Here is a 23,890-nt window from a genome sequence, read left to right as displayed (position 1 = left end):
GCATCCGGATGGGTGAAAAGCTTGAAACGGGCATGCTCGGCCTGAACGCCGGTGTCATCTCCAACGCGGCCGCACCCTTCGGCGGCGTCAAGCAGTCGGGCCTGGGACGTGAAGGCGGCCTCGAAGGCATCGAGGAATACCTCTACACCCAGTACATCGGCATCGCCGACCCCTACGCCGGCTAGCAGCGGCGGCGAAGTCACACCCCAAATCAAAGGGCTCTCCGGATCTGGCATCGTCGACTCAACGGGGCGCCTTGGGTGCCACTAGACACCGTCAGCAACCCGGGGAAGAGATGCCCGGATCGATGGACATCTCTGACATTCATCCCGGTGGATTTTTGTACTGCACGGCGCATTCTTTGTGCGTCCCCAAAGCGATATTGGGGATTCATTCAGCCACTGATAAGGGAATGGCGTACCGGGCACGCCCCGGACATCTTCGTTTTCGCGAACCTGGCATGCTGTCGACGCGGACCCTGGACGTTCCTGATGATCGAGCCGGTGTCTCCCGCTTGGCCACATCGACGGTCAGTGCGGAGACTGGGCGGCCCAGCCTGCATGCTCGAGTGCCTCTGCGGCTGCCCGTTCCGGAGTCAGGGTGCTGTCCCAGCGCGCCGCATCCAAGCGGGTGCCCGTGATTTCCGCGGAGGCATCCGAGGCCAGCCAGAGGAGCGGCTCGACCATCACTTCGGGCCGCAGCAATTGGCGGCGCACAGCCTCGGACACCCCTTCGGGGATCATGCCTGTGTCGGTGGCGCCGCCAGGCAGCAGGCCGTTGACTGTCACGCCCGAGTTGGCCAGGTCCTGTGCCCAGATTACGGTTTCGGATTCGAGCGCGGCCTTGGATGGGCCGTAGGGTGAAAAGCCGGCGCGACGCATGGTCTGATGGTTCATGGTGATGTTGATGATGCGGCCCCAATGCTGGTGCAGCATGTGTGGCACGGCCGCCTTGGCCATGAGGAACGGACCGTTGACGTTGGTGTCGACGATAGTGCGCCACGTCTCGCTATCGACTTCCCAGAACCGGGTGGGTTCGGTGAGGAAGGTCGCGCTCACGTATTTCATGCCGCGTCCGGCGTTGTTGACCAGGATGTGAAGCCCGCCGAAGGCAGCAAGCGTTCCGTCGACCAGGCGCCGGCAGTCGGCTTCCTGGGTTACGTCCGCTTGCAGTGCCAGTACGCGGCGGGTGCCGAGCACCACGTTGATTTCGTCAGCGACCCTTCGGATCTCGTCCGCTTCCCGCGCGGCCGAGATGACGACGCTTGCGCCGGCGTGGGCCAGGCCGAGCGCCATGGCATGCCCCAGCCCGCGTCCGCCGCCAGTAACGATGGCAACCTTGCCCTCTAACAATCCGGTGTTCATTCCTGCCTCCTGGATGTACTGCCGCGCTTGGGGTGCGGGCTACATCGTACCTCCCGAGTGTGGTACCCCTCGGCGCCACGTGGCGACTCATTTCGGATGCGCTGCACATGCTTAGCCCAGGCTAGAAATCTAAGGTGCTGCAGTTTCGCAGTTGTCCATGAGGCAAAGGCATTCCGGATCCAATTGCAAGACAGCTCACGGTTCGCATGCACCGACCTGCCCAGCCCAACAGTCGCCTCCATGGAGCGCCACCGCAGCGGATAACAGATCGCTTCTACCTGCCTGAATCGACCTCGGACCGGCCAGAGGTCGCCATTCCCTTTTCACCACGACCTGCTCGGCGCCCACCACCCGGCCAGCTTGCATAGCTTCCTGATCTACAGGCTTGAGTGGTCCAACTGCGTTGCGAGATTGAGTGCCCCCTACTATTCGCTTAAGAGCTGCGAAGTGGATAAGGCGGGCCTACTATTCAGGCGTGGAGCCGTACCAGCCCTGTGGGCCAAGTCCGGTACACAGAAAACGGCCCGGGCCCGGAGCCAGCCAGGACGGCGGCCGTCATCCAAAGGAGTCACCATGCCCGTAATTGCCAGCACCGAGGTCACCGGGCTCTCCCGCGACCAGTACTTCCAGGTGGCCGCTGCGCTCACCGACAAGTTGAAGGCAGCCCCCAGGATTCATGGGTCACTGTGCGTACGAGAACCAAGGGGTCATCAATGTGGTTGAAGTGTGGGCCAGCGCGGAAGACCACGATGCCTGGTTCGACGGGAGCGTTAGGCCCAACCTCTGACCGGGTGTCACCCCGCAGAAATTCGACGTCATGAATCTCGTGCTGCCCGACAGCCAGTAACCCTTACCTCCGGATGGCTTGGAAGGGAATTGGATGGAGAGCCCCACCCAGCCACTGCGATGACCCTCCTTAGGCTGCCAGAGCGGCATGCACGGATCGGAGAAGTCCGTTCAGCTCGCAGATCCAGGCGGAATTGATGATGGCGCGGACGTGGTTCGAGAAGGGCATCGCCGATCAGGCGACGGCCAACTTGCCTCGCTAGCATGGCCTCATCCAGCCCTGAAACTTCCGGCCGCTGGGTTCCTGCGACTGGCTCAACCGGTTCCGTCGATCCTCCTGCCAAGGGCTGCAGCTACATTGGTGAAGCTGCATACAGTCCGGGCAGGAGTTCGGGGTTTGCAGGCACAAAGACCGCAAAGACGATGAGCGCGGCACCGACGATTTTGCTTACTGTGCGACCGTGGCTCCAGGTCTTTTCCAGAAGAACGGTTACGGCGATGATAACCATCCAGGCCAGGTTTGATAGGCCGACCGCCGTCAGTACGACCATCAGGCCCCAACAGCACCCGATGCAGTATGCGCCGTGGTAGATACCCACACGTACGTCTCGAAATGGGCCGCGGTAGTTGGACGTGTGGAGGAGGAAAGAGATCGGTGAACGGCACTGCCGCAGGCAGTAGTCCTTGAGTGGTGTGAGTTGGTAAGCACCCGCGGCCGCGACTATCCCTGCGCCCACCCACGGCGCGACCGTGGGCGCCGCCGTTGCCAGTTGGGAGGCCAGCAGTGCAGCGACGAAAGCGGCAGTTCCGAAAAGCGCCCAGGACGCCAGGTACCCGATAACGAGTCCCGTGGTTCTTCCCGCTCTGACTATGGCACTTTGGGTCGTCCGGATCGATCGCAGGTACACGGTGGTCAGTGGTGCCAACGCAGGCAGCATCATTGCGGCCATCATGAGAGTCCACGTCGCGAGGAACCCGCCAAACTCAAGGCCCATTGTCCCGGGCCCGCCGGGCATGTCCCTGAGTCCCAGGATGGTGAAGTACCAGGCGGCGGAGGCACAACCAAGCAGCGCCAACAAGGCAGCTTGGCTGCGGACGGCTGGGTACGCGCGGCCGGGCACCTCAGGCGGACCAGGCGAAAGGAGCTGAGAAGGAGTTCTTTCCCGTGTTGTCCCAGGACAGGCCGAATATTTCCACGGTGGAGGCAGTTGCATGCCCTGCAGCCAAGGTGTCGGCGGGGAAGCCTACGCCGCTGACTTTGACGCCCGCACCAGTGGCATCTAATGGGGAAACAAAGTCCTCGACTTTGACGTTGATGGCATCATCTATCTGGACGCTATGCTCGCGGCCGTCATTGGCGTAAGTGATGGCGCGGGACTCTATGCCCAGCATTTCTCCGACCAGGGGACCAAGGCCCTCCATTGGTCCACCGAGTTGGCCGCCGAAGACCGCGCCAAGGGCGTCAGCCTGTTCCTGTGAAGCCGCTGAATCCATCAGCACGCCCATTCGCCAGCCACCGTCGCTCATTAGGGCTGGAGCATCGGCGACGACGGCGACGTTCAGGCCGCTGACGTCGACACCATTGACATCGCCCCTGTCGACGTGGAACGCCAACATGACGTTGCAGCGGTCCCTAGTGCCGGGCTCAGTAAGACCGGAGGTCGAGCACGGGCAGATCATGTTGCAGTTGCAGTTTTCGAAGTACGTGCCTTCAAGTTGCCATGCCATCAGAGTGCCTTCCAAAGGTGGGCCCCCGGAACTCCACAGCGGCAAAGTACTCCCGCCGATACCGCTCGTCAATACCCGTTTGAGGTGGTGAACTACCCTTTCTTGGAGGTGGCCCTTGGGTCTATGGACATATTTAACGTCGAGTCGACTGATAGGGAAGAGGGTGGGACTTATCGCTTGGCCCGGTGTCCGTTCAGGGAGGAGCATTCATCATTCCCGGCGTCCTAGAATGGCCCGAAGGCTTGATCCCGCATTATTGACCGGAAGGTTCATCACTGTGAGTCATGAAAATGTAACGCCGGCGGCCACCACTGCGGCCCGCACCCTGTTCCGTGCCGCACTTGGTGGTGTGCTCGTCGCGCACGGGTCGCAGAAACTCTTCGGATGGTTCGGCGGCGGCGGTATCGAGGAGACGAGCAAGGGCATGGATGCCATGGGCTTCCGCCCTGCGAGGACCAGTGCCATGTTGGCTGGTCTCGGGGAAGCGGGCGCCGGATTGGCGCTTGCTCTGGGTTTCGCCACGCCGGCGGCGGGAGCGGCCGCCGCCACGACCATGGGGGTCGCTGCCAGCGTGCACGCGCCGAACGGCTTCTTCGCTATGGACGGAGGCCTGGAATATCCGGCAGTGCTCGGGCTGGCGGCCACGTCCTTCGCGATCGGGGGACCAGGGCGGGTTTCCCTGGATGCCCTCACTGGTCATGTTCTGGACAGGCCGTGGATGCGCGCAGTCGCCGTTACTGCCATACCGGTGGCTATCGGTATCCAGATCTACCGTCGCCGCCAGGCCCTTGCTGCAGACACAACGCCTGCATCGACCGCCACCGCGGCCGACGACGAATCGCCTTTACCGGCTTGATCGACGTCGGGCTGCCCGGACCGTCACAATAACCACTATGGCGTGGGCGTTGCCTCCAATATGGCCACTTCCGTTCGAGGAAAATGGAGCTGAACGAAAAGGAAGTGTGGACACTGTCCACACTCTTCGTCTCGGTCTGCCTGGTGATCACTCGAACTGTCCCAGATTCTGTATGCTTTCGCGGGTTCCCAGCGTTTGTAAGGGCTGGAATGTAGTGGGAGAACCCGTTAGGGGGACAGGATCAGGTCAAGCACTGCCGGGAAGCTGGTGACACCGTCTTCTGCCATGAAGTGTCCGGCTTCGGGGTGGACCTGCAGCCGTGCCTGAAGGCGCCTGGCGAGCTTATCCGACGCTTCCGGTGGAACGAAAGGGTCCGTTTCTGAGCGGATGACCGTCCGCTTGCGAATGCTCTCTGCCAGGCCTTCGACCTCCACCCCTGTTGCGAGGTATCGATTAAGTTCCGGCAAGGCGTCGAGCGGTTCGATGAAGCCGGCTACCAGGACGAGTCCGCCCAGCTGCCACGGCTGCGGGAGGACTGCCAGGACCCGCAGTACGGTGATCACCCCTAGAGAGTGGGCTACCATCACCGTTCCCGCATCCGGCACCCCAAGTGCACTACCTACAGCGTTCTCCCATGCTGTTGTCTCCGGATCGTCCGGGGCAGGGAGCGGAACAACCGTGACGTCCACGCCGGCGGACTGCAGTTCGCGCTGAAGCCAGGGAAACCAGTTCGCGTCCGGCGCCGACTCGTAGCCATGGACGATGACAACACGCTGGATGAGCTCGGCTGGAATCGCTTCTGCATCCATTAGACAGACCCTACCAGCGAGCCCATAAAGCCCTTGGTCATCCGCTCGGCGGCCAGGTTCCCGCTACTACAAGCCGGTCGCCAGCCGGCATCACCAGGCCGACGCCGGGGAGGGAGGGCTCCGCGCACATGGGACTCATCCAACTTCACCCGTCACCGCCTTCAACCCTAAGCATCTCTGTGGGCTTGCCCGTTCCCCAGCGATTGCCCCTCAGTATCCAACGATTTCGTGCGGGACGTACGGATTTTCAAGTTCTGTCTTTTCCTCCGGTGTGAGCGTTAGCTCGAGGGAACTCAGAGCGTCGTGCAGGTGTTGTGGCTTGCTGGCACCGACAATAGGCGCGCTGACCACACTGTTGGAGCGGACCCAGGCCAGGGCCACTTGGGCGCGCGGGACCCCTCGGCGTTCGGCGATGACGCGCACGGCGTCGGCGACGGCTCGGTCGCCGCTCTCGGCACTGTAGAGCGTCTTGCCGAACTCGTCCTTCTCCGAACGGTTGGTTTTCTCGTCCCAGTCCCGGGTCAGTTTGCCGCGTGCCAGCGGACTCCACGGCAGGACCCCGATCTTTTGGTCGGCGCAGAGGGGGAACATTTCGCGTTCCTCCTCCCGGTACACGAGGTTGTAGTGGTCCTGCATCGTCACAAAGCGGGTCCAGCCATTGATCTGCTGCAGATACAGGGCCTTGCTGAATTGCCATGCGGCCATCGAGGAAGCCCCGATGTAGCGGACTTTGCCGGCCTTGACGACGTCATGCAGGGCTTCAAGCGTTTCCTCAATGGGCGTGGCGGGATCCCAACGGTGAATCTGGTATAGATCCACATAGTCCGTTCCCAACCGGGTCAGGCTGGCGTCGAGCTCCGCGAAAATGGCCTTGCGTGAGAGCCCGCGGCCGTTCGGGCCGGGTCGCATCACCCCGTGGACCTTTGTGGCAATCACGATTTCCTCCCGGCGGGCGAAGTCGGCCAGCGCCTTGCCCACTATTTCCTCGCTGCTGCCGTTGGAGTAGACGTTCGCGGTGTCGAAGAAATTGATGCCGGCATCCACGGCTTGGCGGATCAGCGGCCGGCTCTCACTTTCAGGCAGCGTCCACGGATGTGGACCCCGCGCGGGATCCCCGTACGTCATACACCCCAGTGCCAGCGGCGAGATGTCCATGCCCGTGTTGCCGAGCTTTATGTAATCCATGTTCTTCCTCCGCCTTCCAGTCCCGGGCGCAGCTGCACCCCCTGCCCCCACGCTATGCGACGAACAACCCCTTGTGGGCGTTTGTATGGCGACACTATCGATCTCGCGTGTCGCTCGTTGTCGCGGGCAGACGAGATTCCGTTGAGGTTGGAAAAGCTACCTTGCGCATAGCCCCGGCAGACCTCACCGATGCCGGTCTCTGCCTACACCTACGACAAGCTCACTGCGGCAAAACCGCTGGCCCACCCGCGGAGGCACCTCCTGGCCCCGAGGGGATGGGTCGACCCGGAGGGCGACAAAACGTACACCGGAAAGACCCAGGGACGTCAATATGTGGTGTCGCTGGACAGGCAGGGCAAGGAAGGCCCGGCTTCTGCCGTGGACCTTCCTTGCCCTGCCGACATTCTTCCTTGCCTTACCTGATGTTGTGCTTCGTGCCGTCTCCTTCGGTGCTTGCGCTGACGGACGCGGTTCCGTCCAGGGGGCCGGCGGCGGGGTTGGCGCCGGTGGTGGCGGAGAGGCGGGCCTTCCGGGTGGCGGGGCCGAAAACTGCCAGGGCGACTGCGCCGAACAGCCAGGTGCCGGCGATGAAAAAGAAGACGCTCTGGTAGCCGCTGCCGTTGTAGAGGGCGGCGATGATCAGCGGCCCGGCGGCGTTGGAGAGGCGTCCCAGGCCGTAGGAGATTCCGGTGCCCATCGAGCGGCCGTTTGTGTCGAAGAGCTCGGGGGAGTAGGCGTAGGCCAGGGCCGTGTAGCCGCGTTCGAACAGGTTAACCAGGAAGCCGAACAGGACGATGAGGACGGGGTTGAACGTGAGCCCGTAGAGCAGGCCACAGACGGCGATGATGCTGCCGAAGACCACCAGGCACCATTTTCGCTCGAACCGGTCCGTGACCAGGGATGCGAGGTAGGAGCCCAGGGGCGCGCCGATGGTGGTCAGTGCCACGTAAAAGATGGAGTTCTCGACGCTGAAGCCTTCCTTGGCCAGGAGGGTGGGAGCCCAGCTGGAGTAGCCAAAGAAGCCGATGGTCTGGGTGACCCAGAGGATGGTCAGCAGGGCGGTGGGTGCGAGGTATTTCTTCTGCAGCAGGAGCGTCAGGGGTGCCTTGGTGGCCATGGGGGTTTCAACAGCTGCGGCCGGTTCGGGAAGAGCGCCCTTTTCCGCGCTCACGGTGGCCTCAATCTCGTTCAGGATGGCATCGGCTTTGGCGTAGTCGCCCTTGTTTTCGTACCAGCGCGGGGACTCCTTGAGGCGCCGGGTGAACAGGATGAAGAGGATGCCCAGCGCGCCCCAGATGTAGACGAGGCGCCAGGACCAGTCCGAGAGGGGGACCACGAGGCTGGCGATGAGGTTGGTGGCCGGGGTGCCGCAGATGCCGATGACGATCGCGTACGCCTGGTACTTGCCGCGCTTGGCCGCGGGGAACAGTTCGTTGACGTAGATGACGGCCACCACCGTCATCGCGGAGAGGCCAGCCGATGTCAGGACCCGGAAGACGCCAAGGGACACGATGTCCCAGGAGAAGGCCGCGATGAGGGAGAACGATGCGTACCAGAGCGTGGTGATCACCAGGGCGTTCTTGCGTCCCCAGCGGTCGGCCATCCAGCTGGCGATGAGCGAGCCGAAGAACATACCGACAAAGGACGCCGAGGTCACGTATGCCACCTGGTTGACGGTGACGCCCCACAGCTTGATCAGCTTGGGAACCGTGGTGGCGAAGCTGTTGATGTCTGCGAACTCGAAGAAGTAGGCGAATGAGACGGCCACCAGGGCGATCTTGTGGAACTTGGAGATGGGCAACCGGTCCAGGCGGTTGGCGGCGTTGGAATGCGTCATTGGAATCCTAGGGGCAAAGGTTGGGGGAAGCTTGGGCGGTGACTAGGCGTTTTCGCCGGGCCAGTACAGGCTCATGGGGTTGTTGACCAGCAGCTTGTGCTGCAGCTCGGAGGTGATGGCCACATGGGGGATGAAGTCCACCAGCAGCCCGTCATCGGGCATGTGGTCGGTGAGGTTCGGGTGGGGCCAGTCGGTTCCCCAGATCACCCGGTCAGGGAATTCCTCGACGACGGTCCGGCCGAAGGCCACCACGTCACGGTATGCGTGCGTCTCGCCATCCAAGGCGGGTGGCCCGGAAACGCTGAGCCGTTCGGGGCAGCTGACCTTGACCCAGACGTCGTTGTTTTCGACGAAGTGCAGGAAGCGGCCGAACTCCGGGCCGGTGGCGGGCTTGGTGACGTCCGGGCGGCCCATGTGGTCCACCACCAGCGGCGTGGGCAGGGATCCGAAGAACCCTTCCAGGCCCTCGAGGTCCTGGCCTTCGAAGTAGATGACCACGTGCCAGCCCAGCGGGGCGATCCTGCGGGCAATTTCCGCCAGTTCCTCCTGCGGCGCCGCGTTCACCAGGCGCTTCAGGAAGTTGAACCGGACGCCCCGCACGCCGGCGGCGTCGAGCCGCTGCAACTCGGCGTCGCTGATGTCCGGCCGTACCGTGGCCACGCCGCGGGCACGACCCCCCGCGGCCTCGACTGCGTCCACCATGGCGCTGTTGTCCGCTCCATGGCAGGTGGCCTGCACGATGACGTTGCGGCTCACTCCCAGGTGGTCGCGCAGTGCGAACAGTTGGTCTTTGCCGGCGTCGCAAGGGGTGTATTTCCGTTCAGGCGCGAAGGGGAATTCTGCGCCTGGGCCGAAGACGTGGCAGTGCGCGTCCACTGCTCCTGCGGGAAGTTTGAAGCGGGGCGTGGACGGGATGCTGTACCAGTCGAGCCAGCCCGGTGTCTTGGTGAAGGCGGTTTCCATGGGGTTCCTTTGGGTGGCTTCAGTCGACATACCGGAGTCCGGCAGCTTCGAGGGGGCGGCGCATGTTGTAGATGTCGAGTCCGAGTTCCCCGTTGGCGAAGCGTTGGCGCTTGGCATCTTCGTTGTCCTCCCGCCTGCGGGCGGCTTCGGCCACTTCGGCTGCGCGTGCGGCGGGGACCACCACGACGCCGTCGACGTCGGCAATCACCACGTCCCCCGGGTTGACCAGGGCGTTGGCACAGACGACGGGGATGTTGACGGATCCGAGGGTGGCTTTGACGGTGCCTTTGGAATTGATGGCGCGGCTGAAGACGGGGAAGTCCATGTCCTGGAGCGTGGCGACGTCGCGGCAGCCGCCGTCGATGATCAGGCCCTTCGCGCCGCGGGCCTGCAGGGAGGTGGCGAGCAGGTCGCCGAAGAAGCCGTCTTCGCTTTCGGTGGTGCAGGCTGCGACGACGACGTCGCCGGGTTGGACCTGTTCGGCAACGACGTGCATCATCCAGTTGTCCCCGGGCTGGAGCAGGACGGTGACGGCGGTGCCGCACATCGCGGCGCCGGGGTAGACGGGGCGGATGTAGGGGCGCATGAGGCCCAGGCGGCCCATGGCTTCGTGGATGGTGCTGACGCCAAACGCTGAGAGGGCTTTGACATCCTGTTCGGCTGCGCGGGTGATGCCGGTGTGGACAACTCCGAGTTCCTGCATTTGTGGCTCCTGGGGCTTAGCGGCCCTGCTGTTTGAGCAGGGCGTTGAGGCGGGGGTAGACGGTGCGGGCGTTGAGTTCCTGGATGGCGGCCTGGTCCGCTTCAGTCAGTCCCGCTGCGTCGATGTAACGGTGGGTGTCGTCGAAGTTGTGCCCCGTGCATGGATCGATGTCGCGGACGGCGCCGATCATTTCGGACGCGAACACGATGTTCTTGGTGGGCATGACGTTCAGGAGCAGGTCGATGCCGGGCTGGTGGTACACGCAGGTGTCGAAGAAGACATTGTCCAGCAGGTGTTCTTCCAGGGCGGGCTTGCCCAGTGCCATGGCCAGGCCGCGGAAGCGGCCCCAGTGGTAGGGGGCCGCGCCGCCGCCGTGGGGGATGACGAGCTTCAGGGTGGGGAAGTCCGCGAACAGGTTTCCCTGGATGAGCTGCATGACTGCGGTGGTGTCAGCGTTGAGATAGTGCGCGCCGGTGGTGTGGAAGGCGGGGTTGATGCTGGTGCTCACGTGGACCATGGCAGGGATGTCGTACTCGACCATTTTCTCGTAGATCGGGTACCAGTACCGGTCCGTGAGCGGCGGTGCTGTCCAGTGGCCCCCGGAGGGGTCCGGGTTCAGGTTTAGCGCGACGGCACCGTATTCCTCCACGCAGCGCGTGAGCTCGGGGAGGCAGGTGGCCGGGTCCACGCCGGGGGACTGGGGAAGCATCGCGGCAGGGACGAAGCGTTCGGGGTAGAGCCGGCTGACCCGGTAGCAGAGCTCGTTGCAGATCGCCGCCCACTCGGCGGAGGTTTCGAAGGAGCCGATGTGGTGGGCCATGAAGGACGCGCGGGGCGAGAAGACGGTGAGGTCGATGCCGCGTTCATCCATGAGCCGCAGCTGGTTCGCTTCGATGCTTTCGCGCAGGTCGTCGTCGGAAATCTTCAGCTCAGCGGGGGTCGGTGCCAAGGCAGGGTCCTGCAGTGCCGCGACCTGCCGGTCGCGCCAGTCGCCAAGGGCCGTGGGGGCCGTGGTGTAGTGGCCGTGGATATCGATGATCACAGTTGGTGCTCCTGGGAGGAAGGCGCTGAAGGCTCGTTAGTGGCGGGGTTCCAGCGACCGCGGGGGACCATGACATCCCCGGCCATGATCAGCCGCGCGGTGCGGATCAGCGCGGATTTGACCACTCGGGTGGGGTCACGGGGGTCCAGGCCGAGCTGGACGGTGAATTCGCCACTGGGATGTTCCACCGACACCGTAAGGTCCGTCCCGTCCGGCAGGAATGCGACGTCGTGCGCCACAGTCCCCTTCAAGGTCGCGGCGGTTGCGGCGGTCACCGCCGCCAGTACCCCGATGGATTCGTGGCAGACGTGCGGGATGAAGCTGCGCGTGTTGATCGCCCCGCCCGCGGTGGGCGGGGAAACGAGCGTCATCTTCGGGTAGTTCCTCTCCGCCACGTCCCCCAGGCCCATGAGCTTCCCGCAGGTCAGGCGCAGGTCCTCGAGGCGTCCCTTGAGTTCGGCGTCCTTGTTAAGGTCGACGGCGGCCTCGCGGCCCGTGCGGCCCAGGTCGCCGGCGTTGATAATCACCAGGGGCTGCCCGTTGTCGATGCAGGTGACATCGACGGGTCCGACGCCGGGGAGGTCCACGGTGTCGCGGAGGTTGCCGGTGGGCAGGAGAGAGTCGCAGACGGAACCGGCGGTGTCCAGGAAGTTGATGGTCACCGGCGCCGCGCTGCCGGGGACGCCGTCGATCCTGGCGTCCCCTTCATAGTCGACATACCGGCCGTCCGGGCCCAAGGGCGTTTGGACGGTGATCTCGGCGACCATATTCGTGTTCAAGGTGAGGACGCGCGCCGTGGTGGTGTCGCCGTCGGGCGTTAAAAGTCCAGACTCGATCGCGAAGGGGAGCGCTGCTGCGAGCATGTTTCCGCAGTTCGGAGTCGTGTCCACGGTGTCGGTGGTGGGCTGGAGCTGCGCGAACAGGAACTCCAGGTCCACGCCGTCGCGTCCACTGACCGAGACGATCCCGGCCTTGCTGGTCAGCGGGTGGGCGCCGCCCAGCCCGTCAATCTGCCGGGGATCCGGGGAACCCATGGCAGCCAACAGAATGGCGTCCCTGGTTGGGATATCGGTGGGCAGGTCACTGGCCCGGAAGAACGGGCCCTTGGACGTCCCGCCCCGCATCAACCAGCACGGCACTGCAAACTGGCCGCCGGCGGGGCGTGGCCCAGCAGGATCCTGGCGGCTGGAGTCCAACGCGGGGGAGTCCGCAGCGGCCGCAGCAGAAATGGCCTTGTCCATGGTTTGTCCTTTGAAGGTCCGGGAGGGCGCACTTGGAACCGCGCCGTCGCCTCAAGTGAACCAAGTTACATTCAGGATTGTCAACAATTTCTTGTACATTTATGTTGACCGTTGATTGCGCTCTCACTGTTACCCCGGGGAGCGACCTACTGCGGCATGATTGTTCCATGACTGAATTTGGCGCGGTCCGGGTGCACGACGCTGTGCTGCGCCATGTAGAGGAGAGCCTGCGCTCAGGGGCGATCAAGATCGGTGACAGACTGCCTGGCGAACGTGCCCTGGCGGAGCAGTTCGGGATTTCACGCGCGTCCGTGCGGAACGCTATCCGGTCACTTGAAGTGATGGGCGTTGTCCGTTCCTCGACGGGGTCGGGGCCAAACTCAGGCACTGTTGTGGTCTCGAACCCATCGCATGCCCTGGGCGGAGCCCTGCGCATGCACGTTGCGAGCCAGCAGCTTCCCCTCAAGGACATCGTGGAGGCGCGGATCATGACTGAGACGTGGGCGCTTGAGCATGCCGCTGCCGTTTCGTGGACTCCTGAGCAGCTCGATGACGCGCGGCTGCTGCTTGAGGCGATGGACGATGAAGGGTTGCCTTCTGAAATCTTCACCCTCCTGGACGCCCAGTTCCATGTCGCCCTCAGTGCATTGGCAGGCAACGTCGTCGTGAGCACGATGATGGAGTCGATGCGCGAGGCGATCCGCGACTATATCAGCGAGGCAGCGGCGCGGCAGGGGGCATGGGAGGAAGTGGTTCACGTCCTTCGGGCACACCACCACGGTATCTTCGATGCTGTTGAGGCACGGGACGGGGCGGTGGCGGCCCGTCTCGTCCGTGAACACATCGACTGGTTCTACGGTCAGGCCCTGTAAGCCCGGACACGCGCCAGCCGCCGGACACTTTCTCTCCGGCGGCTGGAAGCGTTGGGTAGTCGGATTGCCTTAGGACACTTGTGCTGTGAGCCCCACGGCCTGGATCGCCTTGGATGCTGCGGTCTCGTCGTTGTCGGAGCTGTCGCCGCTGATTCCGACGGCACCGTGGATTTCGCCGTCGCTGCCGCGGACGAGTACTCCGCCGGGCACCGGGATGAGACGCCCGCCGATGGCAGCAGCTGCGGCCGCAATGAAGTAGGCCTGCTGCTCGGCCCGTTCCATGAGGGCCCGTGACCCCATGCCGAGGGCGAGGGCTCCATATGCCTTGCCGTGGGCAATTTCGAAGCGGTTGTTCGAAGCGCCGTCCTGCCGGGCGGCGGCGATAACGTGTCCTCCCGGATCGAGCACGACGACGGTCAGCGGCTTGAAGCCGTGCTGCTGCCCTGTTGCGAGTGCCTCGGCGATGATGGATTGGGCGGTGTCGAGGTTAAGGCTCAAGATGCGCTCCTGGCAAGGTCGGTGGTGTGTTTCTGCGCTTCGCGGCGGCGGTGGAGGATTGGTTCGGTGTACCCGGAGGGCTGGGCAGTGCCCGTGAGCACGAGCTCCCGGGCGGCCAGGAAGGCTTCGGTGTCGAATGACGGCGATAGCGGCAGGTAATCCGGATCAGCGGCATTCTGTTCGTCCACCACCTCCGCCATGCGCCGCAGCGAATCCTCCACTTGCTCCGCGGTGATAACGCCGTGGAGGAGCCAGTTGGAAATGTGCTGGGAGCTGATCCGGCAGGTGGCGCGGTCCTCCATCAACGCCGTGCCGTGAATGTCCGGGACCTTGGAGCAGCCGATGCCGGCGTTGACCCAGCGGACGACATAGCCCAGGGTGCTCTGGATGTTGTTGTCCAGTTCGCTGCGCCGGGCATCTTCGTCCCAGCCTGCCGGATCTCCCACCGGGATGGTGAGCAGTTGCCGCAGGGTGGAGCGGCGCGCTTGGCCAAGCTGTGCCTGCTGGGCATCTACGTCGACCTGGTGGTAGTGGATGACGTGCAGTGTCGCCGCGGTCGGGGATGGGACCCAGGCACAGTCGGCGCCGGCAAGGGGATGGGCAACCTTTTGCTCCAGCATGTCCGCCAGGTTGTCCGGCGCGGCCCACATGCCTTTGCCGATCTGCGCCCGGCCGGCAAAACCGCATTCGAGTCCGATGTCCACGTTGGCGTCTTCGTAGGCTTTGATCCAGCTGGTGGAGCGCATGTCAGCCTTGCGGACCATCGGTCCGGCGAACATCGACGTGTGGATCTCATCTCCGGTCCGGTCCAGGAATCCGGTGTTGATGAACGCCACCCGGTCCCGGGCCTCCCAGATGCACGCCTTGAGGTTCGCGGAGGTGCGGCGCTCTTCGTCCATAATGCCGATCTTGAGGGTCAGCGGGTCCAGGCCCAGGACGGATTCCACCTTTGTGAGCAGCGCGCAGGCAACGGCTACTTCATGGGGCCCGTGCATCTTGGGCTTGACGATGTAGGCCGACCCGGTCCGGGAGTTGCTCCCCGCGTTGGGTCCGCGCAGGTCGTGCACAGAGCCAAGGCCGGTGAAGAGAGCGTCAAGGATCTCCTCGGGTACCGGGTTGCCGGCTGCGTCCAGGACGGCGTCACTGGTCATCAAATGACCCACCTGGCGGATAAGCAGCAAGGAGCGGCCGGGCAGCGTCAGCTCCGATCCGTCCGGTGCCGTGTAGACGCGATCGGGGTTGAGCCGGCGCGCGAAGGTCTTGCCGCCCTTCTCGACGTCAGCGGTCAACGTTCCCTGCATGAGGCGGAGCCAGTTCCGGTAGCCTTCCACCTTGTCTTCGGCGTCCACTGCCGCCACCGAGTCCTCGAGGTCCATGATTGTGGTGACGGCCGACTCCAGGACAATGTCCTTCACGCCTGCCTGGTCGCCGGCTCCGATGGGATGGTTCCGGTCGATCTGGATTTCAATATGCAGACCGTGGTGCACCAGCAGCACGGCGTCCGGTTCCGCTGAGGTTCCTCGGTAACCTGCGAACTGTGAAGGTTCGGTGAGGCCGGTGGTGCCCTCGGCATTTTCGGCAACCAGGGCGCCGTTGACCACGCGGTACGCCGTCACGTCGGCGTGGGAGCCGGACGCTAGAGGAGTGTGTTCGTCGAGGAACTGCCGGCCGATGGCCACGACGGCAGCACCCCGGACGGGGTTATAGGCGCCGCTGCGCTCACGCCCTTCCGCCTCATCGATCACGTCTGTGCCGTAGAGCGCGTCATAGAGGGAACCCCAACGGGCGTTGGCGGCGTTGGTGGCGAAGCGCGCGTTCAACAGCGGTACGACCAGCTGAGGGCCGGAGACTGTGGCGATCTCCGGGTCCACGCGTTCCGTGGTGATACTGAAGTCCGTCGGTTCCTCCGCGAGGTAGCCGATCGAACGGAGGAAGGCCTCGTACGCCTCAGGATCGCCCGGACCTGCGTGGGTGCGGTGAAACTCGTCGATCTGCTCCTGCAACCGGTCACGGGTTGCCAGCAATTCCCGCACCTGCGGGGAGAACTCCTCAATCACCGATGCTGCCCCAGCCCAGAACGCCTCCTCCTCGATCCCGGTGCCGGGGAGTGCCTCATCCCGGACGAAGGCATAAAAGCCTCCGGCGACGGTGAGTCCATTTGTCTTCACATGCGACGACATACTGCTTGCTCCTTATAAAGGGGTTCGGTGTTATGAAAATTTCTATTTTTGAACACGGGGCTTCGTCGCCCTGTTTCAGATGGCTTTGCCGGGGTTGAGGATTCCTGCCGGGTCGATGACGTCCTTGATTGCCTGCTGAAGGGAGCGGGACGTTTCGCCGATTTCCTCCCCGACCCATTCCCGTTTCAGCAGTCCCACCCCGTGTTCGCCTGTCAGGGTTCCGCCCAGCCGCTGGGCGAGGTGGAACATTTCCCCGAGCGCGGCCTTTGCAGGGCCCTCGGTGATTGGCTCGTGGGGGTCGACGACGAGCATGGGGTGGAGGTTCCCGTCAGCTGCGTGGGCGACGCTGAAGATCCGCACCCCGGTACGGGACGCAATGTCCTCGAGTCCGGCGAAGGCATCGGCGAGCCGGTCCCGCGGGACGGCGATGTCACCGATCGATACGCGCCCGAGCTTTTCGAGGGCCGGGATGGCGTCGCGCCGGGCCTTGACCAGGGCTGCGGCCTCAGCGGCATCGGCGGCGCGGTGGACCGACGTGGCGAATGGACTGATCGCCTGGACGATCTCGTCGAGCTCGAGGTGGGCGCCGTAGCCATCTGTCTGGGCGAGGAGGAAGGCGCCGCCGAGCTCGCGGTGCCTGGTGCCCTCAGCCAGGTCGACGGCTTCAAGGGTGGGGCCGTCCATCAGTTCGAGGATCGAGGGCTGGATGCGTGCAGCAGTGATGGCGGAGGCGGCGCGGCCGGCTGCCTCGATGTCGGCGAAGTAGGCTGCGAGGGTCTCCGTTCGCACGGGCCTCGGCCGCAGGCGAAGGGTGGCCTCTACCACCACGCCCAGGGTTCCCTCGGAGCCGATGAAGAGGGCGTTGAGGTCATAGCCGGTGACGCCCTTGATCGTCTTCCTGCCGGTGCGCAGGATGCGCCCATCGGCCAGGACAATGGTCAGCCCGAGTACCGATTCACGGGTCACTCCGTACTTCGCGCACCACATGCCCCCCGCGTTCGTGGCAATGTTTCCGCCAATGGAGCATATTGCGGTGCTCGCCGGGTCGGGTGCATAGAAGAGCCCGTGCCGGGCGGCCGCGGCATTGACCTCGGCGTTGAGCACTCCAGGTTCGACGACGGCAATCATTTCCACCGGGTCGATGGACAGAATACGGTTCATGCGGGAGACGTCGAGCACGATCTCGCCCGCACGCGCGCTGGCCCCTGCGGCCAGGCCGGTCCCTGCTCCGCGCGGGACTACGGGGACCTGCGCGGCGTGGGCGAGGCGCAGCAATTCGACGACGTCGTCAACGCTTTGGGCGATAACCACCCCGTCCGGAACTGTGGCGGGGACGTAGCCGGAGCGGTCCGTGGCCGCGGCTTGGCGCGCCTCGGCATCCGTGGTCGCCCTTGGGTGCGCTGCCAGCACGGCAGCAGTGGGCGAGGGGCTGGCCGCTGCGTGCGGAGCGGGGGTCGAGGCTGTCTTAACGGTCATGATGGGCCTTCCGGTCGTTATGCAGGGGATGGAATTGGTGCCGTGCGGTTGCTCACGGGACCATCCATGCGAGGACGTTGGTCTGGAGCAGGACTAGGACGGTAAGGAGTGCCAGCAGGCCGATGCTCCAGCCCAGGAGCCGGCGGAACAGCGTGCTTTCGAGCCCTTCGATCCCGACGGCGGCCGCGGCCACGGCGAGGTTCTGCAGGGAGAGCATCTTGCCCAGGACGCCGGCGGAGGAGTTGGTGGCGGCCATCAGCACCGGCGAGAGGCCGGCATGCGAGGCAGCAGTCACTTGGAGCTGTCCGAACAATGAGTTCGACGAGGTGTCCGAGCCGGTGAGCGCAACGCCGATCCAGCCCAGCACTGGAGAGAGCACTGCGAAGAGCCCGCCGGTCGAGGCGAGGGCGACGCCGAGGGTTGCGGTTTCACCCGAGAGGTTCATGACGAACGAAAGGGCCAGCACGGAGCATACGGTCAGGATCGTCCACCGGAGCATGGCCAGCGTTTTGATGTAGATCTTCACGCCTGCACCGAATGGAATCCGGTAAAGGGCGAGCGTGATAAGACCAGAGATGAGCAGGAGCGTGCCGGTGGCCTTGAGGTGGTCGAAACGCATGGTCTGCGACGAGACCGGCTTGCCGTTCTCGCCGAGGACGTCGAGCCCCGGCCAGCTGAACGAAAAGCCGCCGCCGGCAGTCAGCCAGGACTTGACTGCCGGTATCTGGGAGACGGAGAACACCGCGATGATGATGAGGTAGGGTGCTACCGCCATCCAGATCTCCCGGGGCAAGGGGCGGGTGGAAACACCCTGTTCCCCTGCTGACCCTCGAGGCAACTGGCCGGGCCGTCCCGTTCCACCGGCCATTCCGCCGTCGACCACTGACGCTCCTGCCCGCCCGGCCACGGCCGCCGTCCCAGCGCCCAGCGCGCTGAATTCGGGTTCCCCCTCCACGGCCGCAGAATCGGCCGTCATTGTCTGGGCGGGCTTCCACACCCGGAGCAGAAGCAGGACAGCTGCGATGGCAAAGATACCGGCGAGGACGTCCGTGAGTTCGACAGTGAAGTAGTTCGAGGTAAGGAACTGAGCGATGGCGAATACTGTTCCCCCGACAACTGCGGCGGGCCACGTCTGGCGGACGCCGCGTTTACCGTCCACGATGAACACCAGCAGAAGCGGGACAATGAGCGCCAGGAACGGAGTCTGCCGGCCGGCCATGGACGAAACGGTTGCAAGCGGGATTCCGGTGACGCCACTGAGGGCAATCACGGGAGAGCCCATGGCGCCGAAGGCCACGGGTGCGGTGTTGGCCAGGAGCGAGACGGCTGCGGACTTGAGGGGCCTCATACCCGCTGCCATCAGCATGCCCGAAGTGATCGCCACGGGCGCGCCGAACCCTGCCAGGGCCTCCAGAAGCGCGCCGAAGCAGAATGCGATCAGGATTGTCAGGATGCGAAGGTCGCTTGAAACGGACCGGATTGTCGCTCCCAGCACTTCAAACCACCGGGTTTCAGTTGTGAGCTTATAGACCCACAAGGCGTTGATCAGGATCCACAGGATCGGGAAAAAGCCATAGAAAGCACCCTCGGCAGTCGCGCTGAGGGCTTGGCCGACGGGCATCCGCCATACGGTGACAGCCAGCACGATGGAAAGGGCGAGGCTCGCAACAGCAGCCTTCCAGGCCTTGGTCCTGAAAACGCCGAGAAGGATGAACAGAAGGATGAGAGGAAGGGCCGCGAGTACTGCCCCAAGGACCAGCGATCCCAGAGGATCGACAACCTGGTGGAACGTTGTCACAAAAGACTCCTTTGTCTGCAACAAAATGAAAGAGGGTTTCCGCTAAATGGAAAGTGAGAGGCGCGGTTTGAATACTATGCCCCACGTCACAACGCGGTCAATGGTTTTTGGTGTGGTTCATCCACAGTGGTAAGTCCACATCGATCCCATCGGTCCCTGGCTGTCTGCAGTAGCAAATAGGAACCGCCTTACTGCTGAAGTGAAGTAGCCAACGCGACAGGGTGACGGCTGCTTGTAGCCATCGCGCCAAAGTTCATCCGCGATGTCGTGGCTTTGCTACAAAAAGGCCGTGGGCGGTGCTGTGTAGCCTTCTTCGGAGAAGGCCGCCGCCAAGGACCACAGGAGGAACCATGAGCCAACCGACGACACGAACCTCGGCAGCCAGCCGCCCCGCCGAGGAAGGGCCGGGCACGCCGCGTCGGTTGCGGGACGCTCAGTCTCTGGCCCTTATTTCTGTGTTCGCCGCCCTGATCGCAGCCTCTGCGATCGTCCCGGGCATCCCCGTGGGAGGTTTCGGGGTGCCTATCACGCTGCAGACTCTGGCTATCATGGTGACCGGCCTCGTCCTTGGCGGGTCGCGTGCCGTCGCCGCGGTAGCGCTATACCTCCTTCTTGCATTCGTTGGGCTGCCGATCTTCTCGGGCGGCCGAGCGGGCCTGCAGGTCCTCGCCGGCGGATCCGCCGGCTACATAGTGGGGTTCCTCCTCGCGGCCTTTCTCCTTGGCATCGCTGCCGAGCAAGTCATCCGGCGCCTCCCGGCCAGGCGGCGCGGCCTATGGTTCTTCCTCGCCAGCATCGTGGTGACTGTTGTCGCATCGCACATGCCAGGCGTGCTCGGCATGATGGTGAACCTCAAACTGTCGTGGCAGGCTGCCTTCGCCAGTGATCTGATCTTCTACCCGGGCGATATTGTGAAGGACGCCGTAGCATCCGTTGCGGCCGTGGCTGTGCACAGGGCCTTCCCTGACATCCTTGTCCGCCGCGTGAAGTACGCGAGGCCGGCGCTATGAAGGTTTTCGGCAGAACCGTAGACGACCAAACCCGCTGCATTCACTACCGCACCGACGTGGATGTGATAGCCATTAAGTTCAAGTGCTGTCTTCGGTACTATCCCTGCCACCTCTGTCATGAGGAAGAGGCAGGTCACAAGCCCCAAACATGGCCAAGGGAGCTGTGGTCAGAGTCAGCAGTCCTGTGCGGCGTCTGCAAATGCGAGATGTCCATCCACGCTTATCTGGCAACCACATCGTGCCCAAACTGCGCGGCTCGCCTGAACGAAAGGTGCGCCGCCCACTCCCACCTTTACTTCCAGACCATGTGACGGAGGCCATCTGATGGATCCTTCCCAAGGGCACAAACTGACTGCCAGTTTCGAGGCCATGTTTAGCAGCATGGACTGACTCCTCCCGTTCTGGCTCGCCACTCCCACAGCGGTTATTTGGCAAGGGACAGTGCCTTGGATTGTCGTAATACGACTGTCGAACTTTGGCTGTAAGAGTCGGATTTCGCCCCGCCAGCTCCGGTATGGGCGTACGGTAAACCAAGTCCTGCTAGCGAAAGCTTGGCGGTGACCTACTCATGCAGCAGGTATGGGACCGATCCCCTTGGTTGAGAAAGCCCCTGCTGTGCGTGTGCGTCTGCACTTATGGCGCGTGCATCCCGGGGGTCACACCATCCTGTGATCCTCCGCTGTGAGCGTGCGGAACGCGGGGATGATGCTGGGCAACACGGAGCCCCGTCGACCTGAAATGTCGTTTGGCCGCCACCTGGCCAGCGTTAAGTCCTAATCCACTCACCACCGTAACTGTGACGGCAGGAGCTGCAATCCGTCCATCGTGGACACAGGTCTGCCGGTGCGATTGCCATACGCAAAAACGGAAAGCATGAGCTGACGGGAAATCATCGCCGCGCCATCCCGGACCAAGCCCCGGGACCGGCGCGCGAGGGCAATGCCATCATCAAATGCGCGGGCAACGGCGCTGATTTGCACGGGCGCGCTCATCCACATGAGACGTACTGCTGCATCTGCTGCTGCCAGCACAACCCAAGAGAAAGACCAACGGAATGACCCTGCCTGAAGACTGGACGTGCAAGCACTGCGGCAACATGGTGCTGTACCGCATCGACCATAAGCCAACCTGCATCCACTACCCACATCCGCACACCGAACCCCGTGGGCTGAACTGATGATCGGCCGCCGGACTAAATGCACAGGGCCTCCGTCGAACCTCCAGTCCGGCGCACTGGTGGCCGTCTCGGCCGACGGGCAGTCGCTCGTTGTCGAGGCCGGCACGGTGCCCCTGGCGGCCTAAGCCGTCGCCGGAGCGGCCGGCGGCAGATGCGGACCCTGCCGTCGTCCAGCGCGACGAGCGTCAAAGACGCCGACACCGCCACGCCCTATCCGCCGCCTGCCATAAGCGGTAGCAGTGGGACTGTACATATGCTTGGGTGGGCAATGATTCTGCCGCGCCTGCGGAGGAGTCCTCTTGCTTTGGTGAGCTCCATCGGGGGTTGACGACGCTCAAGCGCCGACAGGATATGGAACGCAGGAGGTTCGGCTTGGCTGTAGCACTTGCACCGCGGTCAGACATGGAGATCCGTCCGTACCTGGACTCACTGGGCTTGCCGGGAATCATTGACCTGCATGTGCATTTCATGCCTTCCCAGGTACTGGAAAAGGTGTGGGCGTTCTTTGACCGTGTGGCGGACAGCGGCGCTCCCGCCTGGCCCATCACCTACCGGGCGTCCGAAGAGGAACGGGTGCGGATTCTGCGGGACATGGGGGTGAAGGCTTTCACCACCCTGAATTATGCGCACCGCCCCGGTATGGCGCAGTGGCTCAATGACTACTCGGCAGCATTCGCCTTGAGCCACGCTGACGCCATCCACTCCGCGACGTTTTACCCAGAGCCAGACGTGGAAAACGTCGTCAGGCAAAGCCTGAAACAAGGCGCGCGGATCTTCAAAGTCCACATCCAGGTGGGTGGTTTCTCACCCCTGGACCCTCAGCTTGCACCGGCCTGGAAGCTCATCGAGGACTCTGCTGCGCCGGTCGTCATTCACTGCGGCAACGGTCCGCACGCCGGGGAATACACCGGACTTGAACCTATCCGGGAACTCATCAGGAGATATCCCGCACTGGTGCTCATCATCGCCCACGCAGGCCTGCCGGAGTACCGGGAGTTCGCCGAGCTTGCCGCAAACAATCCCCACGTCTACCTCGACACCACTATGGTGGGCACCTCTTATATGGAACAGGTCGCCCCGATCCCGCCCGGCTATGTGGACATCCTTGCCGGGCTATCCCACAAAGTCGTCTTCGGGACGGATTTCCCCTCGATTCCCTATTCCTACAGCCACCAGATTCAGGTACTCGAAAGCTGGGGACTCGGAAGCCGATGGATGAAGAATGCCCTCTGGCACACGCCGCGGGCACTCCTGCGGCTGGACCAGCTGCCTTAACGCTGTTCCGATCGAGCAGCGGGAATTGGGAACCCAGGAGTGCGCCACCCCTGCTGGTGCGGCCTTCCACCGCGTATCGGCGGCCTACATACTGGTGCTGTGAAGCCGCTACGACTTCTGCGTATCCTCCGCTGTGCGGAAGTGTCACCGTTGCCACCTGCTCACCGATTGACAGGCCGGTAACCCCTTCTCCGAGGGCGCGGACCGTCCCGGTGACTTCGAGTCCCGGTACATAGGAGGGCTTCGGGACGTAGTCGAGGTCGGCGAAAGTTCCTCGGCGGATGATGGCATCGATGAGGCCGACGGCCGCGTACTGGACATCAATGGTTATTTCCCCCGCGGCCGGCTCGGGCGTAGGAAGGTGGACTTCCTGAATGACTTCGGGGCCGCCATAGGCCGTGGTCGACATGCTCTTCATTGTGGTTGTCCTATCGGTGTTGGTTAGCGCGGGCATCACTTAGACGTGCTCCGGCACGGCGCGCAATGACAGCAGGTTCCTGTAGTCCTGCGCCAGGTCCTGCAGCTGTTCGTCCGTCAGGTCCCGTACGCCGTGAAGGATGAAGGGGTTCAGCCATTGCATTCCGAGTCGGCGGGCTGTGGCCTGCAGCGGGATGAGGATGTCGTTGTAATCCCACCCGTGAAAGCCGTCCGGAGAGTAAGCCTCGCCGGCACCGCCTGTGCTGGTGGCAACCCGGAGTGTCTTGCCCGCGAGGGCTCCGGGTGCCCCGGTGCCGTAGGCCCAGCCCCGGACGAGCACCTCATCGAGCCAGGTTTTGAGGAATGCCGGGGGCGCGTACCAGTGGGTTGGGTATTGCAGGACGATGTTCCCAGCCGCTTGCACCGCGGCCCTCTCCGCAGCGAGGTCGATGTGGCCGTCCGGGTACATGCGTCTGAGGTCGTGCACAGTAAGATCCGGTGCATCCTCAAGCGCAGTTGCCAGAGCCTTGTTGATACGGGAGGTGGAAAGGTCGGGATGGTCCAGAAGGATCAGCGTCCTGTGGCGTACAGGTGTCATAGGGGTGGTTCCGTTTCATTGAGGGGCAAGCCGCAGGAGGGCGTGTATAGCGTCCGTTCCACGCCCTCCTGTGGG

General features: G+C 63.7%; 24 protein-coding genes and 1 pseudogene. 9 read left to right on the top strand and 16 right to left on the bottom strand.

The features are described 5' to 3' along the window. Nucleotides 1-185, top strand: a 185-nt coding sequence (locus ACETK3_RS09635) for an aldehyde dehydrogenase family protein (RefSeq protein ID WP_373992799.1), incomplete at its 5' end; no start/stop codon positions are given. Between the two features lie 345 nt (nucleotides 186-530). Here the strand turns inward: ACETK3_RS09635 and ACETK3_RS09630 are convergent. Beyond that, on the bottom strand, nucleotides 531-1,364 hold the full coding sequence (locus tag ACETK3_RS09630) for an SDR family NAD(P)-dependent oxidoreductase (RefSeq protein WP_373992798.1): 834 nt from the start codon (nucleotides 1,362-1,364) through the stop codon (nucleotides 531-533). A gap of 573 nt (nucleotides 1,365-1,937) precedes the next feature. Between ACETK3_RS09630 and ACETK3_RS09625 the strand changes: the two genes are divergently transcribed. Beyond that, a complete protein-coding gene (locus ACETK3_RS09625) occupies nucleotides 1,938-2,087 on the top strand; it encodes a hypothetical protein (RefSeq protein ID WP_373992797.1) in 150 nt (49 codons plus the stop codon). 416 nt (nucleotides 2,088-2,503) lie between these two features. On the opposite strand, the gene ACETK3_RS09620 is transcribed toward ACETK3_RS09625, so the two are convergent. Next, nucleotides 2,504-3,226 (bottom strand): DUF2182 domain-containing protein, encoded by a 723-nt coding sequence (locus ACETK3_RS09620; protein WP_373992796.1) that lies wholly within the window; start codon nucleotides 3,224-3,226, stop codon nucleotides 2,504-2,506. Nucleotides 3,227-3,272: 46 nt separating this feature from the next. Further along, nucleotides 3,273-3,878 (bottom strand): DUF1326 domain-containing protein, encoded by a 606-nt coding sequence (locus ACETK3_RS09615; protein WP_373992795.1) that lies wholly within the window; start codon nucleotides 3,876-3,878, stop codon nucleotides 3,273-3,275. Nucleotides 3,879-4,155: 277 nt separating this feature from the next. Here ACETK3_RS09615 and ACETK3_RS09610 point away from each other — a divergent pair, with 277 nt between their 5' ends. After that, complete coding sequence (locus ACETK3_RS09610) at nucleotides 4,156-4,734, top strand: DoxX family protein (protein WP_373992794.1); 579 nt, start codon at nucleotides 4,156-4,158, stop codon at nucleotides 4,732-4,734. Between the two features lie 227 nt (nucleotides 4,735-4,961). Here ACETK3_RS09610 and ACETK3_RS09605 read toward each other — a convergent pair whose 3' ends face one another. Next, a complete protein-coding gene (locus ACETK3_RS09605) occupies nucleotides 4,962-5,543 on the bottom strand; it encodes an RBBP9/YdeN family alpha/beta hydrolase (RefSeq protein WP_373992793.1) in 582 nt (193 codons plus the stop codon). A 210-nt stretch (nucleotides 5,544-5,753) separates the two neighbouring features. Further along, nucleotides 5,754-6,728: an aldo/keto reductase gene (locus ACETK3_RS09600; protein ID WP_237430317.1), complete on the bottom strand. Its 975-nt coding sequence runs from the start codon at nucleotides 6,726-6,728 to the stop codon at nucleotides 5,754-5,756. Nucleotides 6,729-6,917: 189 nt separating this feature from the next. Here ACETK3_RS09600 and ACETK3_RS09595 point away from each other — a divergent pair, with 189 nt between their 5' ends. Continuing rightward, nucleotides 6,918-7,151, top strand: a complete 234-nt coding sequence (locus tag ACETK3_RS09595; protein WP_237430318.1) for a hypothetical protein — start codon at nucleotides 6,918-6,920, stop codon at nucleotides 7,149-7,151. On the opposite strand, the gene ACETK3_RS09590 is transcribed toward ACETK3_RS09595, so the two are convergent. Genes ACETK3_RS09590 through ACETK3_RS09570 form a run of 5 tightly spaced genes read right to left on the bottom strand, consistent with a single transcriptional unit; the run spans nucleotide 7,144 to nucleotide 12,514 of the window. Then, nucleotides 7,144-8,565 carry an MFS transporter gene (locus ACETK3_RS09590; RefSeq protein ID WP_373992792.1) on the bottom strand — a complete coding sequence of 474 codons (1,422 nt, stop codon included), beginning with the start codon at nucleotides 8,563-8,565 and terminating at the stop codon, nucleotides 7,144-7,146. The two genes, ACETK3_RS09595 and ACETK3_RS09590, sit on opposite strands and share 8 nt — an antisense overlap. A 42-nt stretch (nucleotides 8,566-8,607) precedes the next feature. After that, nucleotides 8,608-9,528 carry an amidohydrolase family protein gene (locus ACETK3_RS09585; RefSeq protein WP_373992791.1) on the bottom strand — a complete coding sequence of 307 codons (921 nt, stop codon included), beginning with the start codon at nucleotides 9,526-9,528 and terminating at the stop codon, nucleotides 8,608-8,610. A 19-nt stretch (nucleotides 9,529-9,547) separates the two neighbouring features. Beyond that, nucleotides 9,548-10,231 carry a 4-carboxy-4-hydroxy-2-oxoadipate aldolase/oxaloacetate decarboxylase gene (gene ligK, locus ACETK3_RS09580; RefSeq protein WP_373992790.1) on the bottom strand — a complete coding sequence of 228 codons (684 nt, stop codon included), beginning with the start codon at nucleotides 10,229-10,231 and terminating at the stop codon, nucleotides 9,548-9,550. Between the two features lie 16 nt (nucleotides 10,232-10,247). Then, nucleotides 10,248-11,273: an amidohydrolase family protein gene (locus ACETK3_RS09575; RefSeq protein ID WP_373992789.1), complete on the bottom strand. Its 1,026-nt coding sequence runs from the start codon at nucleotides 11,271-11,273 to the stop codon at nucleotides 10,248-10,250. Continuing rightward, nucleotides 11,270-12,514: a 4-oxalomesaconate tautomerase gene (locus ACETK3_RS09570; protein WP_373992788.1), complete on the bottom strand. Its 1,245-nt coding sequence runs from the start codon at nucleotides 12,512-12,514 to the stop codon at nucleotides 11,270-11,272. Before ACETK3_RS09570 ends, ACETK3_RS09575 begins: the two co-directional genes overlap by 4 nt. 167 nt (nucleotides 12,515-12,681) lie before the next feature. On the opposite strand from ACETK3_RS09570, the gene ACETK3_RS09565 reads away from it, so the two are divergent. Next, on the top strand, nucleotides 12,682-13,386 hold the full coding sequence (locus ACETK3_RS09565; RefSeq protein ID WP_373992787.1) for a FadR/GntR family transcriptional regulator: 705 nt from the start codon (nucleotides 12,682-12,684) through the stop codon (nucleotides 13,384-13,386). A gap of 69 nt (nucleotides 13,387-13,455) precedes the next feature. Here the strand turns inward: ACETK3_RS09565 and ACETK3_RS09560 are convergent, their stop codons facing one another. From ACETK3_RS09560 to ACETK3_RS09545, 4 genes are all read right to left on the bottom strand, one after another. Continuing rightward, the gene (locus ACETK3_RS09560; RefSeq protein WP_373992786.1) at nucleotides 13,456-13,884 is read right to left on the bottom strand and encodes a heme-binding protein; all 429 of its coding nucleotides are present in this window, start codon (nucleotides 13,882-13,884) and stop codon (nucleotides 13,456-13,458) included. Next, complete coding sequence (locus ACETK3_RS09555; RefSeq protein WP_373992785.1) at nucleotides 13,881-16,064, bottom strand: malate synthase G; 2,184 nt, start codon at nucleotides 16,062-16,064, stop codon at nucleotides 13,881-13,883. The genes ACETK3_RS09560 and ACETK3_RS09555 overlap by 4 nt, the downstream gene beginning before the upstream one ends. Nucleotides 16,065-16,139: 75 nt before the next feature. After that, nucleotides 16,140-17,540, bottom strand: a complete 1,401-nt coding sequence (locus ACETK3_RS09550) for an FAD-binding oxidoreductase (RefSeq protein ID WP_237430327.1) — start codon at nucleotides 17,538-17,540, stop codon at nucleotides 16,140-16,142. A 52-nt stretch (nucleotides 17,541-17,592) separates the two neighbouring features. Further along, complete coding sequence (locus ACETK3_RS09545) at nucleotides 17,593-19,338, bottom strand: L-lactate permease (RefSeq protein ID WP_237430328.1); 1,746 nt, start codon at nucleotides 19,336-19,338, stop codon at nucleotides 17,593-17,595. A gap of 350 nt (nucleotides 19,339-19,688) precedes the next feature. Between ACETK3_RS09545 and ACETK3_RS09540 the strand changes: the two genes are divergently transcribed. The 4 genes from ACETK3_RS09540 (at nucleotide 19,689) to ACETK3_RS09525 (ending at nucleotide 22,800) form a co-directional block, all read left to right on the top strand. Next, on the top strand, nucleotides 19,689-20,348 hold the full coding sequence (locus tag ACETK3_RS09540) for a biotin transporter BioY (RefSeq protein ID WP_237430329.1): 660 nt from the start codon (nucleotides 19,689-19,691) through the stop codon (nucleotides 20,346-20,348). Further along, on the top strand, nucleotides 20,345-20,659 hold the full coding sequence (locus tag ACETK3_RS09535) for a CHY zinc finger protein (RefSeq protein ID WP_236802439.1): 315 nt from the start codon (nucleotides 20,345-20,347) through the stop codon (nucleotides 20,657-20,659). The genes ACETK3_RS09540 and ACETK3_RS09535 overlap by 4 nt, the downstream gene beginning before the upstream one ends. An 865-nt stretch (nucleotides 20,660-21,524) precedes the next feature. After that, a complete protein-coding gene (locus ACETK3_RS09530) occupies nucleotides 21,525-21,650 on the top strand; it encodes a hypothetical protein (protein ID WP_272910832.1) in 126 nt (41 codons plus the stop codon). A 247-nt stretch (nucleotides 21,651-21,897) separates the two neighbouring features. Then, nucleotides 21,898-22,800 carry an amidohydrolase family protein gene (locus tag ACETK3_RS09525; protein ID WP_236821906.1) on the top strand — a complete coding sequence of 301 codons (903 nt, stop codon included), beginning with the start codon at nucleotides 21,898-21,900 and terminating at the stop codon, nucleotides 22,798-22,800. 103 nt (nucleotides 22,801-22,903) lie between these two features. Here ACETK3_RS09525 and ACETK3_RS09520 read toward each other — a convergent pair. Both ACETK3_RS09520 and ACETK3_RS09515 read right to left on the bottom strand, forming a co-directional pair. Beyond that, nucleotides 22,904-23,209, bottom strand: a pseudogene (locus ACETK3_RS09520) (alcohol dehydrogenase catalytic domain-containing protein); the annotation flags it as partial. Between the two features lie 48 nt (nucleotides 23,210-23,257). Next, the gene (locus ACETK3_RS09515; protein ID WP_237430330.1) at nucleotides 23,258-23,815 is read right to left on the bottom strand and encodes an NAD(P)H-dependent oxidoreductase; all 558 of its coding nucleotides are present in this window, start codon (nucleotides 23,813-23,815) and stop codon (nucleotides 23,258-23,260) included. Nucleotides 23,816-23,890: the final 75 nt, after the last annotated feature.

The organism is Arthrobacter sp. E44 (genome assembly GCF_041877125.1).
Classification (GTDB): Bacteria; Actinomycetota; Actinomycetes; order Actinomycetales; family Micrococcaceae; genus Arthrobacter.
Note: the sequence above shows the minus strand (reverse complement) of the source record. Positions and strands in the feature narration are given on the sequence as shown.

Bases quoted from the DNA above. Each gene is read 5' to 3' on its own strand.
- ACETK3_RS09615 (WP_373992795.1), bottom strand. From the start codon at position 3,878: ATGGCATGGCAACTTGAAGGCACGTACTTCGAAAACTGCAACTGCAAC.
- ACETK3_RS09630 (WP_373992798.1), bottom strand. From the start codon at position 1,364: ATGAACACCGGATTGTTAGAGGGCAAGGTTGCCATCGTTACTGGCGGC.
- ACETK3_RS09535 (WP_236802439.1), top strand. From the start codon at position 20,345: ATGAAGGTTTTCGGCAGAACCGTAGACGACCAAACCCGCTGCATTCAC.
- ACETK3_RS09515 (WP_237430330.1), bottom strand. From the start codon at position 23,815: ATGACACCTGTACGCCACAGGACGCTGATCCTTCTGGACCATCCCGAC.
- ACETK3_RS09585 (WP_373992791.1), bottom strand. From the start codon at position 9,528: ATGGAAACCGCCTTCACCAAGACACCGGGCTGGCTCGACTGGTACAGC.
- ACETK3_RS09605 (WP_373992793.1), bottom strand. From the start codon at position 5,543: ATGGATGCAGAAGCGATTCCAGCCGAGCTCATCCAGCGTGTTGTCATC.
- ACETK3_RS09540 (WP_237430329.1), top strand. From the start codon at position 19,689: ATGAGCCAACCGACGACACGAACCTCGGCAGCCAGCCGCCCCGCCGAG.
- ACETK3_RS09570 (WP_373992788.1), bottom strand. From the start codon at position 12,514: ATGGACAAGGCCATTTCTGCTGCGGCCGCTGCGGACTCCCCCGCGTTG.
- ACETK3_RS09565 (WP_373992787.1), top strand. From the start codon at position 12,682: ATGACTGAATTTGGCGCGGTCCGGGTGCACGACGCTGTGCTGCGCCAT.
- ligK (WP_373992790.1), bottom strand. From the start codon at position 10,231: ATGCAGGAACTCGGAGTTGTCCACACCGGCATCACCCGCGCAGCCGAA.
- ACETK3_RS09600 (WP_237430317.1), bottom strand. From the start codon at position 6,728: ATGGATTACATAAAGCTCGGCAACACGGGCATGGACATCTCGCCGCTG.
- ACETK3_RS09625 (WP_373992797.1), top strand. From the start codon at position 1,938: ATGCCCGTAATTGCCAGCACCGAGGTCACCGGGCTCTCCCGCGACCAG.
- ACETK3_RS09530 (WP_272910832.1), top strand. From the start codon at position 21,525: ATGATCGGCCGCCGGACTAAATGCACAGGGCCTCCGTCGAACCTCCAG.
- ACETK3_RS09550 (WP_237430327.1), bottom strand. From the start codon at position 17,540: ATGACCGTTAAGACAGCCTCGACCCCCGCTCCGCACGCAGCGGCCAGC.
- ACETK3_RS09555 (WP_373992785.1), bottom strand. From the start codon at position 16,064: ATGTCGTCGCATGTGAAGACAAATGGACTCACCGTCGCCGGAGGCTTT.
- ACETK3_RS09590 (WP_373992792.1), bottom strand. From the start codon at position 8,565: ATGACGCATTCCAACGCCGCCAACCGCCTGGACCGGTTGCCCATCTCC.
- ACETK3_RS09595 (WP_237430318.1), top strand. From the start codon at position 6,918: ATGCCGGTCTCTGCCTACACCTACGACAAGCTCACTGCGGCAAAACCG.